Annotated in this window: 20 protein-coding genes; 15 read left to right on the top strand and 5 right to left on the bottom strand. The window is 33.1% G+C overall.

The features are described from left to right. Positions 1-805 precede the first annotated feature (805 nt). Together HOG88_RS08590 and HOG88_RS08595 are read right to left on the bottom strand one after the other, a co-directional pair. Positions 806-3,268 carry an ATP-binding protein gene (locus HOG88_RS08590; protein ID WP_295005211.1) on the bottom strand — a complete coding sequence of 821 codons (2,463 nt, stop codon included), beginning with the start codon at positions 3,266-3,268 and terminating at the stop codon, positions 806-808. 193 nt (positions 3,269-3,461) lie between these two features. Continuing rightward, entirely contained in the window at positions 3,462-3,611 is a 150-nt protein-coding gene (locus HOG88_RS08595; protein ID WP_295005213.1) for a hypothetical protein, read from the bottom strand. A 342-nt stretch (positions 3,612-3,953) separates the two neighbouring features. Here HOG88_RS08595 and HOG88_RS08600 point away from each other — a divergent pair, with 342 nt between their 5' ends. Both HOG88_RS08600 and HOG88_RS08605 read left to right on the top strand, forming a co-directional pair. After that, a complete protein-coding gene (locus HOG88_RS08600) occupies positions 3,954-4,319 on the top strand; it encodes a rhodanese-like domain-containing protein (protein WP_295005215.1) in 366 nt (121 codons plus the stop codon). 350 nt (positions 4,320-4,669) lie between these two features. After that, positions 4,670-5,836 (top strand): murein transglycosylase domain-containing protein, encoded by a 1,167-nt coding sequence (locus HOG88_RS08605; RefSeq protein WP_295005217.1) that lies wholly within the window; start codon positions 4,670-4,672, stop codon positions 5,834-5,836. A gap of 16 nt (positions 5,837-5,852) precedes the next feature. On the opposite strand, the gene HOG88_RS08610 is transcribed toward HOG88_RS08605, so the two are convergent. Both HOG88_RS08610 and hrpB read right to left on the bottom strand, forming a co-directional pair. After that, complete coding sequence (locus HOG88_RS08610; protein WP_295005219.1) at positions 5,853-6,512, bottom strand: DEAD/DEAH box helicase; 660 nt, start codon at positions 6,510-6,512, stop codon at positions 5,853-5,855. A 40-nt stretch (positions 6,513-6,552) separates the two neighbouring features. Next, positions 6,553-9,069 (bottom strand): ATP-dependent helicase HrpB, encoded by a 2,517-nt coding sequence (gene hrpB, locus HOG88_RS08615; protein WP_295005221.1) that lies wholly within the window; start codon positions 9,067-9,069, stop codon positions 6,553-6,555. A 70-nt stretch (positions 9,070-9,139) separates the two neighbouring features. Here hrpB and HOG88_RS08620 point away from each other — a divergent pair, with 70 nt between their 5' ends. The 4 genes from HOG88_RS08620 (at position 9,140) to HOG88_RS08635 (ending at position 10,562) form a co-directional block, all read left to right on the top strand. Further along, a complete protein-coding gene (locus tag HOG88_RS08620; protein ID WP_295005223.1) occupies positions 9,140-9,655 on the top strand; it encodes a hypothetical protein in 516 nt (171 codons plus the stop codon). After that, a complete protein-coding gene (locus HOG88_RS08625; RefSeq protein WP_295005225.1) occupies positions 9,655-9,855 on the top strand; it encodes a hypothetical protein in 201 nt (66 codons plus the stop codon). The genes HOG88_RS08620 and HOG88_RS08625 overlap by 1 nt, the downstream gene beginning before the upstream one ends. 58 nt (positions 9,856-9,913) lie before the next feature. After that, on the top strand, positions 9,914-10,189 hold the full coding sequence (locus tag HOG88_RS08630) for a GNAT family N-acetyltransferase (RefSeq protein ID WP_295005227.1): 276 nt from the start codon (positions 9,914-9,916) through the stop codon (positions 10,187-10,189). A 100-nt stretch (positions 10,190-10,289) separates the two neighbouring features. Beyond that, entirely contained in the window at positions 10,290-10,562 is a 273-nt protein-coding gene (locus HOG88_RS08635) for a NifU family protein (protein WP_295005229.1), read from the top strand. 366 nt (positions 10,563-10,928) lie between these two features. Here HOG88_RS08635 and kdsB read toward each other — a convergent pair whose 3' ends face one another. Further along, positions 10,929-11,645, bottom strand: coding sequence for a 3-deoxy-manno-octulosonate cytidylyltransferase (kdsB, locus tag HOG88_RS08640; protein WP_295005230.1), 717 nt, complete (start codon positions 11,643-11,645; stop codon positions 10,929-10,931). 48 nt (positions 11,646-11,693) lie between these two features. Between kdsB and HOG88_RS08645 the strand changes: the two genes are divergently transcribed. The 9 genes from HOG88_RS08645 to rpmA all read left to right on the top strand — a co-directional run bounded on the left by HOG88_RS08645 (position 11,694) and on the right by rpmA (position 17,391). After that, positions 11,694-12,389 (top strand): methyltransferase, encoded by a 696-nt coding sequence (locus HOG88_RS08645; RefSeq protein ID WP_295005232.1) that lies wholly within the window; start codon positions 11,694-11,696, stop codon positions 12,387-12,389. Then, on the top strand, positions 12,377-12,757 hold the full coding sequence (locus HOG88_RS08650; protein ID WP_295005234.1) for a YkgJ family cysteine cluster protein: 381 nt from the start codon (positions 12,377-12,379) through the stop codon (positions 12,755-12,757). The genes HOG88_RS08645 and HOG88_RS08650 overlap by 13 nt, the downstream gene beginning before the upstream one ends. Next, entirely contained in the window at positions 12,750-14,030 is a 1,281-nt protein-coding gene (locus HOG88_RS08655) for a hypothetical protein (protein ID WP_295005236.1), read from the top strand. The genes HOG88_RS08650 and HOG88_RS08655 overlap by 8 nt, the downstream gene beginning before the upstream one ends. Beyond that, positions 14,027-14,815: an indole-3-glycerol phosphate synthase TrpC gene (gene trpC, locus HOG88_RS08660; RefSeq protein ID WP_295005238.1), complete on the top strand. Its 789-nt coding sequence runs from the start codon at positions 14,027-14,029 to the stop codon at positions 14,813-14,815. Before HOG88_RS08655 ends, trpC begins: the two co-directional genes overlap by 4 nt. 3 nt (positions 14,816-14,818) lie before the next feature. Further along, a complete protein-coding gene (gene dapE, locus HOG88_RS08665; RefSeq protein WP_295005240.1) occupies positions 14,819-15,916 on the top strand; it encodes a succinyl-diaminopimelate desuccinylase in 1,098 nt (365 codons plus the stop codon). Between the two features lie 2 nt (positions 15,917-15,918). Next, positions 15,919-16,344, top strand: coding sequence for a DUF255 domain-containing protein (locus HOG88_RS08670; RefSeq protein ID WP_295005242.1), 426 nt, complete (start codon positions 15,919-15,921; stop codon positions 16,342-16,344). After that, the gene (locus HOG88_RS08675) at positions 16,341-16,721 is read left to right on the top strand and encodes a RidA family protein (protein ID WP_295005252.1); all 381 of its coding nucleotides are present in this window, start codon (positions 16,341-16,343) and stop codon (positions 16,719-16,721) included. The genes HOG88_RS08670 and HOG88_RS08675 overlap by 4 nt, the downstream gene beginning before the upstream one ends. Before the next feature lie 78 nt (positions 16,722-16,799). Next, complete coding sequence (gene rplU, locus HOG88_RS08680) at positions 16,800-17,108, top strand: 50S ribosomal protein L21 (protein WP_295005254.1); 309 nt, start codon at positions 16,800-16,802, stop codon at positions 17,106-17,108. A 25-nt stretch (positions 17,109-17,133) separates the two neighbouring features. Beyond that, positions 17,134-17,391, top strand: coding sequence for a 50S ribosomal protein L27 (gene rpmA / locus HOG88_RS08685; RefSeq protein ID WP_295005256.1), 258 nt, complete (start codon positions 17,134-17,136; stop codon positions 17,389-17,391). Positions 17,392-17,512: the final 121 nt, after the last annotated feature.

Raw genomic sequence — 17,512 nt, forward strand, 5'->3', positions numbered from 1 at the left:
ATGTCTGTCTATTTTATAGGGGACATTCCAGTTTATATTTTACCTTAGTAGCCAGAGCTTTACTCTCTAGTTACTAAGGTAAATCTTATGTTGTGATAGGGTATATGACATAAATTAGTTATTATACCTTCGATAAATTTTCTTAAAACGAAAATGATAGTTTGACTGAGCATCAAGAAATTAAATTTTATGCACTATACTCGGATGTTCTTTTTTTGAGCTACACCTCTCATATAGTAAGCAATGCTTTAAAAAGCTATAATTAAAACAAGAAGAGTACTTTAGCATATTGATACACCCCTAAGACCAATTCTATTGTGTCTGTTTCACAGTCAGATAGCTAAACTAAAAATTTGAGTGGTAACTAAGTCGGATATTTCCAGACTGAATTTTATGAGGTGAAATTAGGTTTAGCGGCTATTCAGGTGAAGTTAAACTTCACCCTAACGAACTCTTGCCGTGAACGAAGTGAGGAAATACTCTTAGGGTGCTAAAACTAGGAGGTTCTTATGTTTAATTATATCGGAATTGATGTTTCAAAAGCGACCCTACAAGTTTATACCCCCCCCATCAAAGATGAGAATATTAGTATAGAAAATAGTAAAAAAGCTTTAATATCTTTGTACTCTAAATTGAAAAAATCTTAAAAAAAAACATCGCTAATTTAGTCATTATTTTTGAACCTACAGGTTCTTATTCGGCATTATTAAAACGATTCTGTGCTGATAAAAACATATATGCTTTTATTATAAACCCAAGACAAAGTGCCAACTTTGCTAATCAAAGATTTAGAAAGATTGATAAATTACACCACAAGTGTAACATCCTTATCTTCAATCCACTTAACAAGTACTTGTTGCAGTAACTTTAAATCAATCGGCTTTGTTATAAAATCATCCATCCCATATTCAAAACATTTTTCTCTATCACCTCTCATTGCATTTGCCGTCATTGCGATGATTGGTATAGTTGTATAAATATCTCCAGCATCTCCACTTCTAATATTTCTTGTTGCTTCATAACCATCCATAACAGGCATTTGACAATCCATCAAAATAAACTCGTATGTTCCTGCTGGTGTTGCTTGTAAAATCTCTATAGCTTCTTTACCATTGTTGGCTATGTCAATCTCTATGCCAAACTCTTCTAATATAGCCTCGGCAACCATTTGATTTGTTTTGTTGTCTTCAACTAAAAGTAATTTAACCTCATTCTTATAATTTAAAGCTTGGGATTCAGCTTTATTTTGGACCATTTGAGAGTCTTCGTTGTACCCAACCTCTATTTGTATTCTAAATTTACTACCTACTCCTAGCTCACTTTGAACTTTTATATTTCCACCCATAAGTTCACATAATTTTTTCGCAATTGTAAGTCCTAAACCAGTACCACCAAATTCTCTTGTAGTAGATTTATCTGATTGAGAAAAAGAATTAAATAAACTATCAATCTTCTCTTGAGGAATACCAATGCCACTATCTTCAACTTCCACTATTAAGATGGCACTTGTTTCATTCTGCTTTTTTAAGCTTACATTAACTTTAACCTGACCTTTATGAGTAAATTTAAGAGAATTACTTACTAAATTATTCATTATTTGTCTTAATCTTGTGGGATCTGAAATAATTATATTTGCTGCTAGTTCGGACATATCAAGTATAAGTTCTAAACCTTTTTCTTCTGCTTTAAAATTCATAAGTTCTATGAATTCTCTAAGTTCATTATAAATATCAAATTCTATATTTTCAATATCTAATTTACCTGCTTCAATTTTACTAAAATCTAAAATATCATTAATAAGACTTAAAAGTGAAGTGGCACTATTATTTGCAATATTTACATGTTCTTTTTGAGCCGTATCTAATTTACTCTTAGATAACATTCTAAGCATTCCGATAACACCATTCATAGGTGTTCTAATTTCATGAGACATACTTGCTAGAAATTCTGATTTTGCAGCATTAGCTGAATCGGCATGTTCCTTGGCTTTGGATAATGTTGCCGTTTGCTTAGAAACTTTGTGCTCAAGAGTGTCATTTAAATCATTAAGTTCCTTAACACCTTTTAAGACCTCTCTTGTCATTATCTGAAGAGACTCTTGTAAAACATCATATTCCTCTATGAAAGAAGAAGTAAATTTAATATCTTTACTTTCTAAGATACTTTTAGATATTGTTCTGCTCTTGCTTGCAGTTTCACGAATTGAATGTGACATCCATCGACTAACAAAATATGAAAATAGAATTCCAAAGAATATCATTATGCTTAAAGAAATAAAATATTTTAATTTATTTGATTCAAGTTGTAGGACTAAATCTTTTGCAATAAACTCAATTGTTAGGATGTATTTCTTATCCTCCATTTTTGATCTGAAAGATGCATAGTATACTCCTGTTTTCCAGCGCTTCATTGTCGGTAGGTCATTATTTGGTAACCATATATCCAAACCATCTATGTCTGTATTGAAAATTTCTCCCGTCTTTACATCACTTTGAATTTCACCTTGTGAATAAATCACTTCGCCATCAACTTCTTGAAGTTTAAAGGTAAAGTCTTTTAAGTGGAAATAATTCAAGTTCGTATGATCTTTTAGGTTAGATTTACTTTTCAAATATTCAAAGTATTCTGTGGAATTTTGATGAAGCAATGTATATAATGATTGTTCTTTTTCAAATTTATCGCTATAACCACCATGTATTATTGGAATACCTGCTGCAAGAGTAATAGTTATTAAAAATATGGAAAAGTGCAGATAACCCAAACTTACTTTTTTCAATGAAGCTATAAAAGTATAGGGACTTAGTTGTAATAGTAGTATGATTATTCCAGCTATTAAAGTATTGAAAATTCCATTAATAAACTGTTTTAAGGCTATAAAGATAGCTGTGTCAAAATTCATACCTAGATGTTGCATATAAAAATATAATACTAACGGCAACCCTATAAAAACCCAGTATATAAAATCAGTTAATACCAAGTTATTTGAAAACTTTTTATAAAATAAACCTACAAAAATAGCCTCACATATAAACCCAATCATTGCATATGGATGACCCCAAAGAAGGAGAGTATATAAGCCACCTGCTAGTGCAGCGATTATACCAGGTATAAAACCAAGATAGGCAATACTTAGCATTACAGCAATAGAACCAAAGATAAAATCTATTCCAAAAAAGAAAGGGAGATTTAAATAGTTACCAAGATAAGCAAAAATTGCAAAAAGAAAAGTCAAGGTTATCATACGAATAGATATAAGGTTGCTTAACAATTTAGTCCTTTTTCTAGAGTTAAATATATAATATGAAATGATACTATATTTTATAAAATTCAGACTGAGGTGTCTTTTTGATCTTTAATGGGACCACTGCATAACAACAAGCATCATATCACCCTCTAATTTTACAAATATTTAAATAAATCCACTTTCAAATATTCTAAATTGATAAGATATCCCATCAGCATTAGATATATTGAAGCTCTTTAGTCATCTTTGTATCATCTATCTCTTTATATTTATAAGCTGTATACTCCCTGGCATTTAACAGCTTTTGGATTTTTCTTTTTGAAGGTGTAGTTGATTTGAGTGTTATCGCTTTTAATAAGAGAAGCATCTTCCAGTACTGATTTACCTTCTTTGGCAATATATCTGAAAATGTGTTATTTATAGTAGTTATTTTAGCTAAACAGTGCTGTTAAAGTGCTTGTTTTAGGGAGTTGTTTGGAGTATTTTTATTAATGGCCTTTTGTATATGCATTGGCAATACGGCTTTTGCTATTTCATGCTCTGATCTTCCTTTGTCTTAGTCGCACCATCATATCTAATAGTCAAGCATATTCTAAATTACTCTTATGATACTCTTTAATTTATATATTATATTAACAAAGAGTAGAAATATTTTGCATTTGTTACATAAAATTCGTTTAGTAATTAAACTATTATACAAAGGATGTTTATGTTAGATGATGGGCCTTTTATTTCTCTCACTGCAGAAGATTTTAATGAGAAAGTAGAACAAGGATATGAAATTATTGACATCAGAAGATCTGATGAGTGGGAGCACTTTGGAGTTATTCAAGGAAGTCATAAAATCACATTTTTTGATGAAGAAGGTGGATATGACACTGATGGTTTCTTAGCAGCATTTACAAAGATTGTCACAGATAAAGAACAACCTTTTATCTTAGTCTGTGCTCATGCAAGAAGAACAAAAGCAGTTGGTAGATTACTCACTTTACAACTTAAGTATATAAATGTTTATGAATTAGATGGTGGTATTAATTGGGGTTGGATTGATAAAGGTTATAAAACTATTAAATGACTATATTTTTGTGTTAGCATTGAGAAGAAAGAATACTATACTGCCCCAAGATAAACAAACAACATTTTCTAAATCGCTATTTTAAAATAGCTAGAATAACACAAGATAATGAAGATGAACATATGAATACTTTAAAGGGCCTACCGCTGCAAGTATGTTTCACTCATTAAAATACATAAAGAGTACCCAGAGGAATACCTATACTATATGTTTAGAGTTACAAACGGGACTTGTAAGCTATGAAGGCATAAATAAAGAAATAGATGAATTTGTAAATGTTATAACTAAATTGTTTATTTATCTAGTTCATTCAAGTTAATTATGTTAGAATTAAAAAAAAAAGGTCTCCGTTGTTTAAAATATTCTTAGTAATTACATCATTGGCTGGTTTTCTTATGGCACAAACAGCTGAAGAATTTAGAAAAGAGCAGATGTCAGGTTTTGACTCTTACAAAACTACTCAAGAAGCAGCTTTCAAAAAGTATCAAAAAGATCAAATGAAAGCTTTTGCAGACTATAAAAAAGAGGTTGGTGCACTCTGGAGTGAACCTAAAATGTCAACAAAAAAAGCTTGGGTTTCTTATACTAAAGATAAGAAGACGAGAACGGATGTCGACTTCTCAAAAGAAACAATCACGGTTGAGACTATAGCATCATCTCCCCAAGAGGCAAGAACAAAGCTTAAAATTGCCCTTGCAAAAGCTGTAACAGTTGACACCAAAACAGTACAAGAAACAGATCCTCTAGAAGTAAAGTTAGATGCACTTAAGAAACCTAGTGGAGTTGTTGACGGTAAGGTAAAAGCAGAACCAATTCTCTCAACTGTAATCTTTAAAAAACCACCAACTAAAAAAAGTGTTTTTATATATGTAAAGAAAAACATAACAGATGAAAAAATGAAAGTAGTAAAGTCAGATAAAGTAAAACATAAAAAAGTATATAGTATACAAGTTAAAATGCCATCAAACGCTATGGTGAAAAGATCTGAAGTATATAAAAATGTAATCATGAAAAATGCTAAAAAGCAGAAACTTCCAGTATCTTTAGTATTTGCAATTATGCATTCTGAGAGTAACTTCAACCCAAGAGCTAGGTCTCATGTTCCTGCATTTGGTTTAATGCAAATAGTTCCAAAAACTGCTGGTATAGATGCATATAACTTTTTATACAAGAAAAAGAAGTTAGTAACAGGGCAATATTTATATGATAGTACTCAGAACATTACAATGGGAACTGCTTACTTACATATACTTTACTTCAAATACCTTAGAAAGATAAAAGACCCTAAAAGTCGTATGTATTGTACAATTGCAGCTTATAACACAGGGTCTGGAAATATTGCTTGGGCATTTACTAAAAAGTACAATATGAACAAGGCTGCTCCACTTATAAATGAGATGTCAGCAGAACAGGTTTATAAAAAACTTCGTAAAGACTTAAGATGGCCTGAGGCTCAAAACTATCTTAAAAAAGTATCTACAAGAATGACTTCTTACCATAAAATATACGGTAGTTAGGCATTAAAGATAGAATTTATTTAACATCTTCAGTTGGAATCCATTTAGATTTTATTTCAGCTATTCTTTTTGCTCTTTGTTTTACTTTTTGATGACGTGGTTTTTTTGTTTTGTCTTTTGGTCTACTTTGTACACGGTTTGTGTGTTCAAACCCTTTAATCTCAACTTCTTTCATTTCGCATTTCATCATTAGTTCTACCATAGCTAACATATTTTCATCTTCTGGGTCTATAAGAGAGATGCTTTCTCCCACTTCATCGACCTGGCGCAGACGTAAAAAGTAGTCTGGTGCATCTATTGGAAGGTCATAGTTTATAAGAAGTCGAGTATCTTCAAGAGTCATCGTCTCAAAGATTCTATCTGTTGTGATGAGTATAGCTGTCTTTTTTGCATTAAATGCAGTCTGTGCATCTACTATCTGAGAAGCTCTATGATTACCGTGAATACTAATGGAGTTTATACCTTGTGCTTTAAGGTATTCCATCAAACTATCGGCACCGCGTTTACTCTTAACAATTACTAAAGTCTGTTTATCATTCATCTCTTTGAGAAGTTCTTCAAACATTTTATTTTTGTCGTGCTGTTGTACAAAGTAAGCTCTTTGCGGAGTACGGTTTCCAACACTAATGTAGTCGTAGTATTTTTTCTTAGGTGTTTGTTCGTTTTCTTCGCTCATAATGGTAGTCCTTAAATATTTAATAGAATTATAGCTAATATTACTCTGTTGTTATTTTCATCATATGTTTTTTTGTTTTACTCGTGGCAATCGCTTGGAAAGGATCTTCTGGCCAGTAGTGGCGTTTATACTTTCCTCTGACTTCTTTTCTCACCTCAGAATAAGAATTTTCCCAAAAGCTTTTGAGGTCGTAAGTGATTTGCATAGGAGTCATTGCCGGAGTAAGCAGATGAACTTGTAAAGCAATAGTTCCATTAAGGACTCTTGGCATTTCATGAAGTCCAAAAACTTCTTGTATTTTCACGCTCATAGATGGTTTTTCATAGTCGGAGTAATCTATATGTATGTTTGAGCCACTTGGAACCTTTACACTTGAGGGTGCCATAGTGTCAAGTAGTTGTTGTATATCCCAAGGTAGGAGAGAAAGGAGCATTGCATGAACGTCTAAGGCCTCCAGAGCCTTGATGGTTGTTATACCTGAGAGAAAGGGCTCTAACCAAGTGTCAAGTGTCTTAAGTAGAGTTTTATCATTAAAGTCTACAAATTCTCTATGATGGTTTAAAAAGTTTACTCTATTTTTTAATCTTGTAGCTTTTTTATCCCAAGTGAGTATTTCTAATCCTTCCTTTTTTACCAGCGCTAAAAGGAGCACTTTAAAGTTTAGTTTAGATGTAGACTGACTTGGTTTGGAGTGTAGGAGTAGTTGTAGGAAGTAAGAGCTTTCTCTGATGTCAAACTTCTTCGCCTCTTTGTTGTAAGTGATGGACTCTTTGGTTACTATAAACGCAGAAAAGTGTTCTTCTATAGCCTGCAAAGATATGCTAAGAGCCATGTTTATAAAAGAGTCTCTATCGTGTGCGTTGAGGTTTGCAACTACTAAGTACTCTTCATTAAAGAGAGTGTCTTCTTCGTGAATGATAGCCCCTTTCGCATTGCTAAGGACATACTTGTTATCGTTCTTCACTCGTAGACGGGCAAGTCTATCTGGGTAAGCAAAAAGAAGTAAAACGCTAACCATCTCTTGGTTAAGTGAAGTATTCTTTTTTGCTACTTGTTTAATATTTTTCAGTTTTTTATAAAAGAAATCGGCTCCGGTTATAACCTCTTTAGCCTTATATCTGTTTATGTAAACACTATCAAAATCTTTTTCAAACAGATGTATAAACCGTGATAACAAGTCACTATCTCTAGTGGAGTTTTTAAAGATGTCTTTCTCTCCTAAAAGTGAGGCTAAAAGACAGGCTTCATATGCAAAGCCTAAATCATTCGCTTTTAAAATCATGTAAGAAAATCTTGGATGAAGACCTAAACTTAGTGCGTCTCTTCCAAACTGAGTGATTTTAAAGGAATCATCGAGCATTGCCAGTTCTTTTAAAACCTCTTTAGTATTTTGGATAATATTGGTATTTGGAATATCTAAAAATTTCAATTCATCAAACTCATCAACTCCCCATAAAGACAAATCTAAAACAAGGGAACTTAAATCAGCTCGGAGTATTTCAGGCTTTGTTGATTGCTGGAGTACTTTTGACTCATGCCAAAGTCTATAACACTTTCCACTTGAGAGTCTACCCGCTCGACCAGCTCTCTGCACTGCCGCATCTTTAGATATAAACGCCAACTCTAAATGGTCCATAGCATTTGCATAGTTGTATCTGGATTGTTTTTCTAAACCAGAATCTATGACTACCTTTACACCTTCTATTGTAAGAGAGGTTTGCGCGATGTTCGTACTTAAAATAATTTTGCGTTTTGAAGATTTGAGTATTGCCTTGTCTTGTTCATTCTTTGGGAGGGAAGAGTAGAGTGGTAAGAGTAAAATATCTTGTGAGAGCGAAGAGCTTGAAAGTAGGTTTTGTAAGGTTTTAATCTCTTTGACACCTGCTAAAAATATTAAAATATCGCCATCATTCTCTTTTATAGCTTTGAGAGTAGTGTTTAATAGTAGGGTGCTTAAAGACCTTGTATCTGGTTGTTTCGTTTTGATGTCAAGATATATGTTCTCAACATCAAACATTTTACCCTTTGAAGTGATGACAGGCACACTTCCAAGTAAGCTGGAAATTTCCTCTGCGTTTAAAGTAGCGGACATTATGAGTATTTTTAAATCCTCACGGAGAAGTTCTTGAACTTGTAAAGAAAGGGCAAGTGACAAGTCAGTATGAATGCTTCTCTCGTGAAACTCGTCAAAGATTATCATAGCTACATTATCAAGTGTTTGATTGGCTTGAAGTTTACGGACTAAAATAGCTTCAGTCACTACAAGTATCTTAGTTTTTTTAGTATAACAGCTATCCATTTTTACTTGGTAACCGACACTTTGTCCTACTTCCTCACCAAGAAGTCTTGCCATTTGAGTCGAAACCATACGAGCAGCCACTCTACGTGGCTCCAACATGATAATTATTTTTTCGCCAAGCCAAGCTTCTTGTAAAAAAGAGATGGGTACAGCTGTACTCTTTCCAGCACCTGGAGGAGCTTGTAGTATTAGTGTTGCATTAGTTCTGAGTGAGCTTTTAAGCTCTTCTAAGACTTCATGTATTGGTAGATTAATCATATAGGATATTATACCTATTTATAGGCACTAGAACTTGCTTTATGCTACAATTGCATCCATAAGGATTAGCATGAAAGAAAATCAAAAAATTATTAATCATCCAAGTAGAAATATTCAAACTGAAACATATATAGAAGGTGACACATTTGTTACCAAACATTTTTATGACGGAAAAGATGCTTATGTAAAAGAGTTCATTTACCTAACAGATGGAATTAAAAAGATTAAGTACTTTAATATAAATGGCGTTCAAACGAAGTTAGACCATTTTGTAGAAGACAAGAGACAAGGTGAAGAGATAAAGTACTTTGTTTCTAAAGCAGGAGCTATGAAAAGTAGTAAAATTTATGATAATGGAAAACTACATGGTGCTAATATCACTTATAATGAAGCTGGACAAATAATCAAACATGAAGTTTTTGCAGGCGGAAAATGTGTGCTTAAGTACTTCCGTAAAGATGACGAGACTAATGACATATCAAATGTTGTGATTCTTGATAAAGCTAATGTAGAGAACTTACCAAAAGATGAGTATGAAAAACTACAAACTCTTATGGCAAATAACCCTGAGAGTTTTGTAGAATAATGGACTCAATTATAGAAATGAGTAAACTAGTATTTCTTATGATATTTGTTTCATCTCTTGGTGCTCAAGGATGGATAGCATTTTTAGATATTACTGGTTATTTTACCAAACAACTAGAGAGATTCCGTCCTCTTCCAGTACAAGATAAGTTCTCAAGATTTGCTATAATAATTGGGGCTCTAGTTCTCTCTATATACTAAAGTTTTTCATAAAGTCAAAAATGTTAAAATACTTGAAGGCAACAAAAGGATATAAAAAATGTCAAATACATTAATACACAATGCAGATGAATGCAAATATGAATACCATATAGAAGGTCATGTTGCATACATCACATATGATGATCAAAATGGGAATATGCACTTAACACATACAGTCGTGCCAGAAGCATTAGCTGGCAAAGGTTTAGCTCGGACTCTTTTAGAAGATGTACTTCAAGAGATAAAAAAAGCAAATAAAAAAGCTGTAGCTCAGTGCTCTTACATAGTGAAATACCAAGAGAAACATCCAGAGTTAAGCGACTTATTTGCATAAATAACTTCCAAAGTATAATCTTACCTATATATGGATAGTAGTTTTAATTATTTTATATTAAGCATAAGATGATAATTTACGGAAAATAAAAGGATAATCTATGGATGAGCACGAAAAGTTTAAAAATATGACAATGGTTCAAAAAATAAATACAATTGACCAAGTCATTGAAGAGAATATAAGAGAATTTTTGGTGAAAGATAATGGTGATATGGATCTACTAAACGTAGTAGAACAAAATGGTCTTCTTCTAGTATATGTAGAATTTCAAGGAGCTTGTACATCTTGCGACTCTTCTGGCGGAACACATAAGTCAATAGAGACCATTCTACAAAGAATGCTTGCACCTAACATCAGAGTTTTAACAGTATAAATTACTTACAATGCACTCTTGTGAGTGTGTTAAATATAATATCTTACTGAACTCATATGTTCTTTCTTCTGTACATTTTTAATTTATACTTCTTTTGAATAGTTCGTTAGAAGTAATGAATCGGTACTTAGCTAAAGCGGCTTAAAAGTCACATAGGAGTTTACTCCTATCTTTAATTGATGCAAAAAATAATACTTACTGCACATTCTCTTTATAAAAATAATATAAAATATGATGAGAACTTTAACACTAATCAGGCTGGAAATTTCACAAACATCCTTCCACTTCTTTCACTTTAGCCTCTTCTTTTAACTCAGAGTAGCTTTGTATTATTTGTGTGAATTAGTGTAGCCGTATCATTTACAGCTATAAAAATATCTCTATAGCTCTTTTCAAATCTTCCTTGGTGTCGATCCCAAATCCTGTTGAAGCTACCTTAACCATACTGATTTTCTTTTGATGGTATATAGCTCTTAGTTGTTCTAGTTTTTCTATATCTTCTATTGGAGCATCTCTAAGTGAGCAAAACTCTTGAAGACTTTTTTTAGAAAAACCATAAATACCAATATGACCAAAATACTTTGCACCACCACCTTGGTTGTATGGAATTTGTGAACGAGAAAAATAGATTGCGTTTTGATCTGCATCGAGCACAACTTTTACAAGGTTAGGATCCTTTGCCGCATCCGCGTTTATAGAGTTGTAGCAACTTCCCATAATGAAAGGTTCGTTTTCATTTTGAAGCAGTTTGAGTTGACTCATAAGTGACTCGACAACATCAGGTTCTATAAATGGCTCATCCGCTTGAACATTGATGATGATTTCATCATCTGTGAGTTTTAAAATAGTCGCACACTCATGGATTCTATCTGTCCCACTTTTGTGTGTAGTTGATGTCATCATTGCTTCGATGCCATATTCTTTACATACTTGGATTATTTTCTCATCATCTGCTGCTACTACAACTCTGTCGAGATGTGCCACACGTTGAGCGGTTCTGACAACCATAGGTAAGCCACCTATATCTGCTAGAACTTTTTGAGGAAAGCGAGTAGATGCCAAACGTGCAGGAATAATAATCATTTAAAGCCTTTAAGTTATAATTACAAAATTATATCTAAAAGGAGTTTGATGTTACTTTATCAACCAGAGAGTGGTTACTGCTATAACTCAGATTCACTTTTTTTGTATGATTTTATCAACTCTTTAGAACCAAAGGGAAGAGTCCTCGACGTAGGTGTAGGCTGTGGAATCGTTGGGCTACTAGTTGCTAGAGATAACTCAAAAGTCTCTCTTAGTGGTGTTGAGAAGCAAGAACTCTTTGTTGAGTACGCGACTACAAACGCGAGGGTAAATAAAATAGAATATGATTTACACCAATCAGATTTCTTAGAGTTTGAAGATGAACAAAAGTTTAACTATATCATTTCAAACCCTCCTTTTTACACTGTTGGTGCGAAGAGAAGTGAGAATGAAATGCTACTGAACGCGAGGTATAACTATAACTTACCTCTAGCGAGTTTTTTTAAGAAAGTGTCGCGTCTACTCAAACCAAGTTCACATTTCGTTTTCTGTTATGAAGCGAGTCAATTTGGCGATATCTGTGAAGAACTAGCTAAAGTGAAGATGAGGGTAGTAGATGTACGTTTTGTGCATCCTAATATAAATAAAAAAGCTTCATTAGTTTTAGTCCATGCTAGAAATGGTTCAAAAGCGATGATGAATGTTTTAAAACCATTTATAACAATGGATGGAGATGAGCATTCACAAGAAGCCAAGAATATATATGAAAAAGCTAAAACACAGAGTATAAAATGTCAACTATAATAAAAAAAGAGGGTTACCCTTATGCCTTTAACACTAATGCTTGCTCAACCTGTGAAGGGCGATGCTGTACTGGTGAAAGCGGTTATATATATGTAAGTAAAAATGAAATATTTAAAATTGCTGAACTTTTAGATTTGAGCGTTAATGATTTTGCAGTAGAATACCTTTTTAAGAAAGATTATAAATACTCGATTAAAGAGAGAGTTTATAATGGCTCTCATGAGTGTGTTTTTTATGATAGAGATACAAATGGCTGTAAAATATATAAAGAACGTCCTTCTCAGTGTATGACATTTCCTTTTTGGGATTATTATAAAACGCGAGTGGATGAACTAAAAGAAGAGTGTCCAGGAATTATTGATGGTTAAATATGTACTATTTTTAGCATTGTCACTTTTATTTGTCTCTTGTAAAGACTTAAGCTCACTCAAACCAAGCGAAAAGGCTTTTGACAGAGAAGACAGTTATATACTCTTTGCATTACGTGCAGAGGAAGTTAAAGACTATATTTCTGCTTCAGAGCTTTTCACTATTTTGTATGAAAAATCTTTGAAACAAGAGTATCTTTATCGTTCTTTACAAAATGACCTCTTAGCAAAGAAATATATAAAATTAATCAAAAGAGTAGATGTTTACCTAAAAGATTCTCCACAGGATCCAGTTTTACAAAGACTGAAGGTAGTTTCTTTATTTGATTTAAATAGACTTGATGAAGCTACTACACTTTCTATTAGTCTTGCCAAGATGACAAAAAATCCTAATGATTACATTTTAGTAAGTGATATATACTCTAAACGCCAAGAGTATGACACTGCATTAAAGTACCTTGAAAGTGCTTATACTAAAGAGTACAATGAAAAGATTTTAGACAGAATATCAATAATACTTTATGTGAATCTAAACAGAAAAAAAGAGGCAATAGCCCAGCTTGAAACACATTCCAGAATGTTAGGATGTTCAGAGCGGATCTGTATGAGACTTATTGGCTTTTATAGTAATGAAAATAATGTAGATGGTTTACTTGCAACATATTTAAGACTTTATAAGTCTAAAAAGAATGAAGAAATCGCGAAAAAAATAGTGCAAATATACTCTTACAAAAAAGATTATTTAGCACTTATGAATTTTTTAGAACATTCAAGTGTTGATGATGAAGTACTTTTACAACTTTATACAGCATCAAAGAATTATGATAAAGCATATGTTCTCTCCCAAAAACTTTATGAAAGAACTTCGCAGATAGACTACCTAGGAAGAAGTGCTATATATGAGTATGAAAGTGCGAAAGATAAAAATAAGCAAGAACTTATACAACGAGTAGTAAGAAAACTTAAAAAAGTGATACTTGAAGACAAAGGACCTGTGTATCTTAACTATTTGGGTTATATCTTAATAGATCATGAAATCGATGTGAAAATTGGTATGGATTATATAGACAGAGTGTTAAAGATGCAACCAAATTCATCGTACTATTTAGATTCAAAGGCTTGGGGATACTATAAACTTGGTAAGTGTGAAAAAGCAAAAAAGATTATGCAAAGAGTTGTGAAGCTAGATGGTGGAGATGATCCAGAAGTTCTCTTTCACCTGAAAAAAATAGAGAAATGTTTAAAAAATAAAAAGGTAATAAGTAAAAAATGATTTTAGATGACATAATTAAAAAAACAAAAGAAGATTTAGTTAAACGCGAGAAAGAGTTTTCATTGGATTGGCTAGGTCGTTCACTTGCATTTAATGCAAGAGTACCTCGTGATGTTTTTCCTTACCTAACAGCTACACCAGAAGACCCTTATAGAATTATTTCAGAGGTGAAAAAAGCTTCTCCATCAAAGGGGATTATTCGTGAAGATTTTGACCCTCTAGCTATTGCTCAGGCATATGAACGCGGAGGAGCAAGTGCTATTTCTATACTTACAGAACCTCACTTTTTTCAAGGTTCACTTGATTATCTAGGTGGTATTCGTCGTTATGTTGGAATACCTCTTTTAAGAAAAGATTTTATTGTGTCAAAGTATCAGGTTTTAGAAGCACTTGTTCATGGTGCAGATTTTATTTTACTTATTGCAGCGGCACTGAGTAAAAAAGAGCTTAAAGAGTTACTTGGATATACAAGGCACTTAGGAATGGAAGCACTTGTTGAGGTTCACGATAAGACAGATTTAGTGAAGGCTATTTATGCAGGAAGTGATATCATCGGTATTAACCATAGAAACCTTCAAACTTTTGAGATGAATATGAATCTCTGTTATGAACTTATCCCTCTTATTCCAAATGGTAAGGTCATTGTTGCAGAAAGTGGAATCTATGAGCATGGACAACTTGAAGACTTAAGTAAGGCTGGTGTTGATGCCTTTTTAGTTGGAGAATCTTTAATGCGGACCGATGATGAAGAGGCTGCACTAAGAATACTAAAGAATGGAAAATAAACCGTGGATGTTATAGAACTTTTTAAACACCTTATAAGTACAAAAAGCGAGACTCCAGATGATGGAGGACTTCTAGACTTTATAGAAGAATATTTAACTGGATTTGAAGCTGTTCGAATAGATGTAGAAGATGTGAAGAATCTTTTTATATATAAAAAGTTTAGAGAAGGTGAACACCTCTGTTTTGCAGGACATGTAGATGTAGTTCCAGCTGGAAGTGGCTGGGATACTGACCCTTATACAGCAGTGGAAAAAGATGGTTTTATATATGGTCGTGGTGCTCAAGATATGAAAGGCGGTTTAGCTGCGTTTATGCAGGCTGTTAAAGAAGCAAAAAACTTTAATGGAACACTTTCACTAATGCTCACGTCAGATGAAGAGGGCGAAGCAGTAAATGGTACTGTGAAGATTTTAGAATTTTTAGAGAACAATGATTTACTTCCAAATGCAGTAGTTGTAGCTGAACCAACATGTGAAGATAGACTTGGAGATGCTATAAAAGTAGGACGACGTGGTTCTATAAATGGCTATGTGACACTTAAGGGTAAACAAGGACATGCTGCATATCCTGAAAAAGCGATAAACCCTATACATAATATTTCTAAAATTTTGGGATCGATGGCTGGTGTTGATTTAGATAATGGCGATGAGTTTTTTGCACCGAGTAAGTTTGTTGTAACAGATATTCGCTCAGGTATGCAAGTGACAAATGTAACGCCTAATGAACTAAAGATGATGTTTAATGTTAGAAATAACACAAAAACAACACAAAAAGAGGTTGCTGAATTTGTTGCGAAACATTTTGCTGGACTTGATTATGAGCTGCGTTTAACACAAGGTTCTTATCCTTTTAAAACAGATACTAATACAAAACTTGTTATAATGGTGGACAGTGCAATAGAAAAAGTTACTAATGCAAAACCACAACATTCTACTGCCGGTGGAACAAGTGATGCAAGGTTTATGGCTCCACTAGGTGTTGAAGTTGTCGAGTTTGGTGTCAGAAATGACTCAATACACTCAGTTAATGAAAGAACAACTCGTGGGGAAGTGGAAGATTTACATAAAATATTTAAAGTACTTATTAAGGATTGGAAGTAGATATGAAAAAGCTATTATTACTTTTAGCATTGCTTACATCACTATTTAGTGTTGAACTTGGATGGATGGATGATTACAAACAAGCTTTAGTTGATGCAAAAAAAGAGAACAAGCTTATTTATTTGCTGATAACTTCATCAACTTGTTCTTGGTGTCAAATGTTCAAAGATATAACATTGCAAGATAAGAAACTAATCCAGCGTTTAGAAAAAGAATTTATTACAGTACAGCTAGTACGTGATTTTGATAAGATTCCCGAGGGTTTTGAGAGTTCTCCTGTTCCAAGACACTATTTTACAGATAGTGATGGAGTTATGCTTTATAATTCGCTTGGGTATAGAGATGAAGAAACATTTGAAGTATTTATTGATAATGCAGAAGAAAAATTTGAGATGAATAATGAAAATAAAAGTAAAGGAAAAAAATGAAATTAGTACAAACAGAAAAAGCTCCCTCGGCAATAGGACCATACTCACAAGCAGTAGTGGCAAATGGTATAGTATACACATCAGGTCAGATCGCATTAACTCCTGAGGGAACAGATGAACTATTAAGTGAGGGTGTAATCGTACAAGCTGTAAGAGTAATGAAAAATCTTGAGGCAGTTCTTGAAGCGGCAGGTAGTTCACTAGACGATGTTGTCAAAACTACAATTTTCTTAGCAGATATGAATGATTTTGCAGTTGTAAATGAAGTTTATGAAGAAGCTTTTGGTTCACATAAACCAGCTCGAGCAACAGTTGCTGTAAAAACATTACCTAAAAATGCATTAGTAGAGATAGACGCTGTTGCTTTAGTAAAGTGATTAAATAAAACTTAAAGCTTATTAGGGTATAATTCCGGCACTTTTTGTAGAAATACATATTTATTTTAAGGACCATAGATGTACGCAATAATTAAAAATGGTGGAAAACAGTATAAAGTTACAGAAGGTGATGAATTATCACTAGATAAAATGTCACTTGAAGCTGGTTCTGTTGTAGAAATCAAAGAAGTTTTAGCAGTAAATGCTGGTGAACTTAAAACGGGAGCTCCTTTTGTTGAAGGTGCTATAGTAACGGCTGTAGTTATCAATGAGGGACGTGACAGAAAAGTAGTAATTTTCAAGAAACGTCGTCGTAAAGATAGTAAAGTTAAACGTGGTTTTAGAAGAGACTTCACTCGTGTTAGAATCACGAAAATAGCTGCATAAGCTAAAATAACTCAAGGAGCATAGAATGGCACATAAGAAAGGTCAAGGAAGTACGCAGAATAATCGCGACTCAGCTGGTAGAAGACTTGGTGTAAAGAAATTTGGTGGAGAAGTTGTTATTCCTGGTAACATCATCATTCGTCAACGTGGAACTAAAGTTCACCCTGGTAACAATGTAGGAATGGGAAAAGATCATACTATATTTGCACTTATTGAAGGTGTTGTTACTTTTGAACGTAAAGATAAAAAACGTCAACAAGTTTCAGTAGTTCCTGCAGCTTAATTCTACAAATATTTGGGCTTAGCCCATTTATTCTATTCCCTCATAACGGAATTTAATATTCCAAACCAAACAAATATTTAACAATTAACTCTTTTATTCTCAAAGTCAATTTTTAAGTATT

This window comes from Sulfurimonas sp. (assembly GCF_018698455.1).
In the GTDB taxonomy this organism is placed as follows: domain Bacteria; phylum Campylobacterota; class Campylobacteria; order Campylobacterales; family Sulfurimonadaceae; genus Sulfurimonas.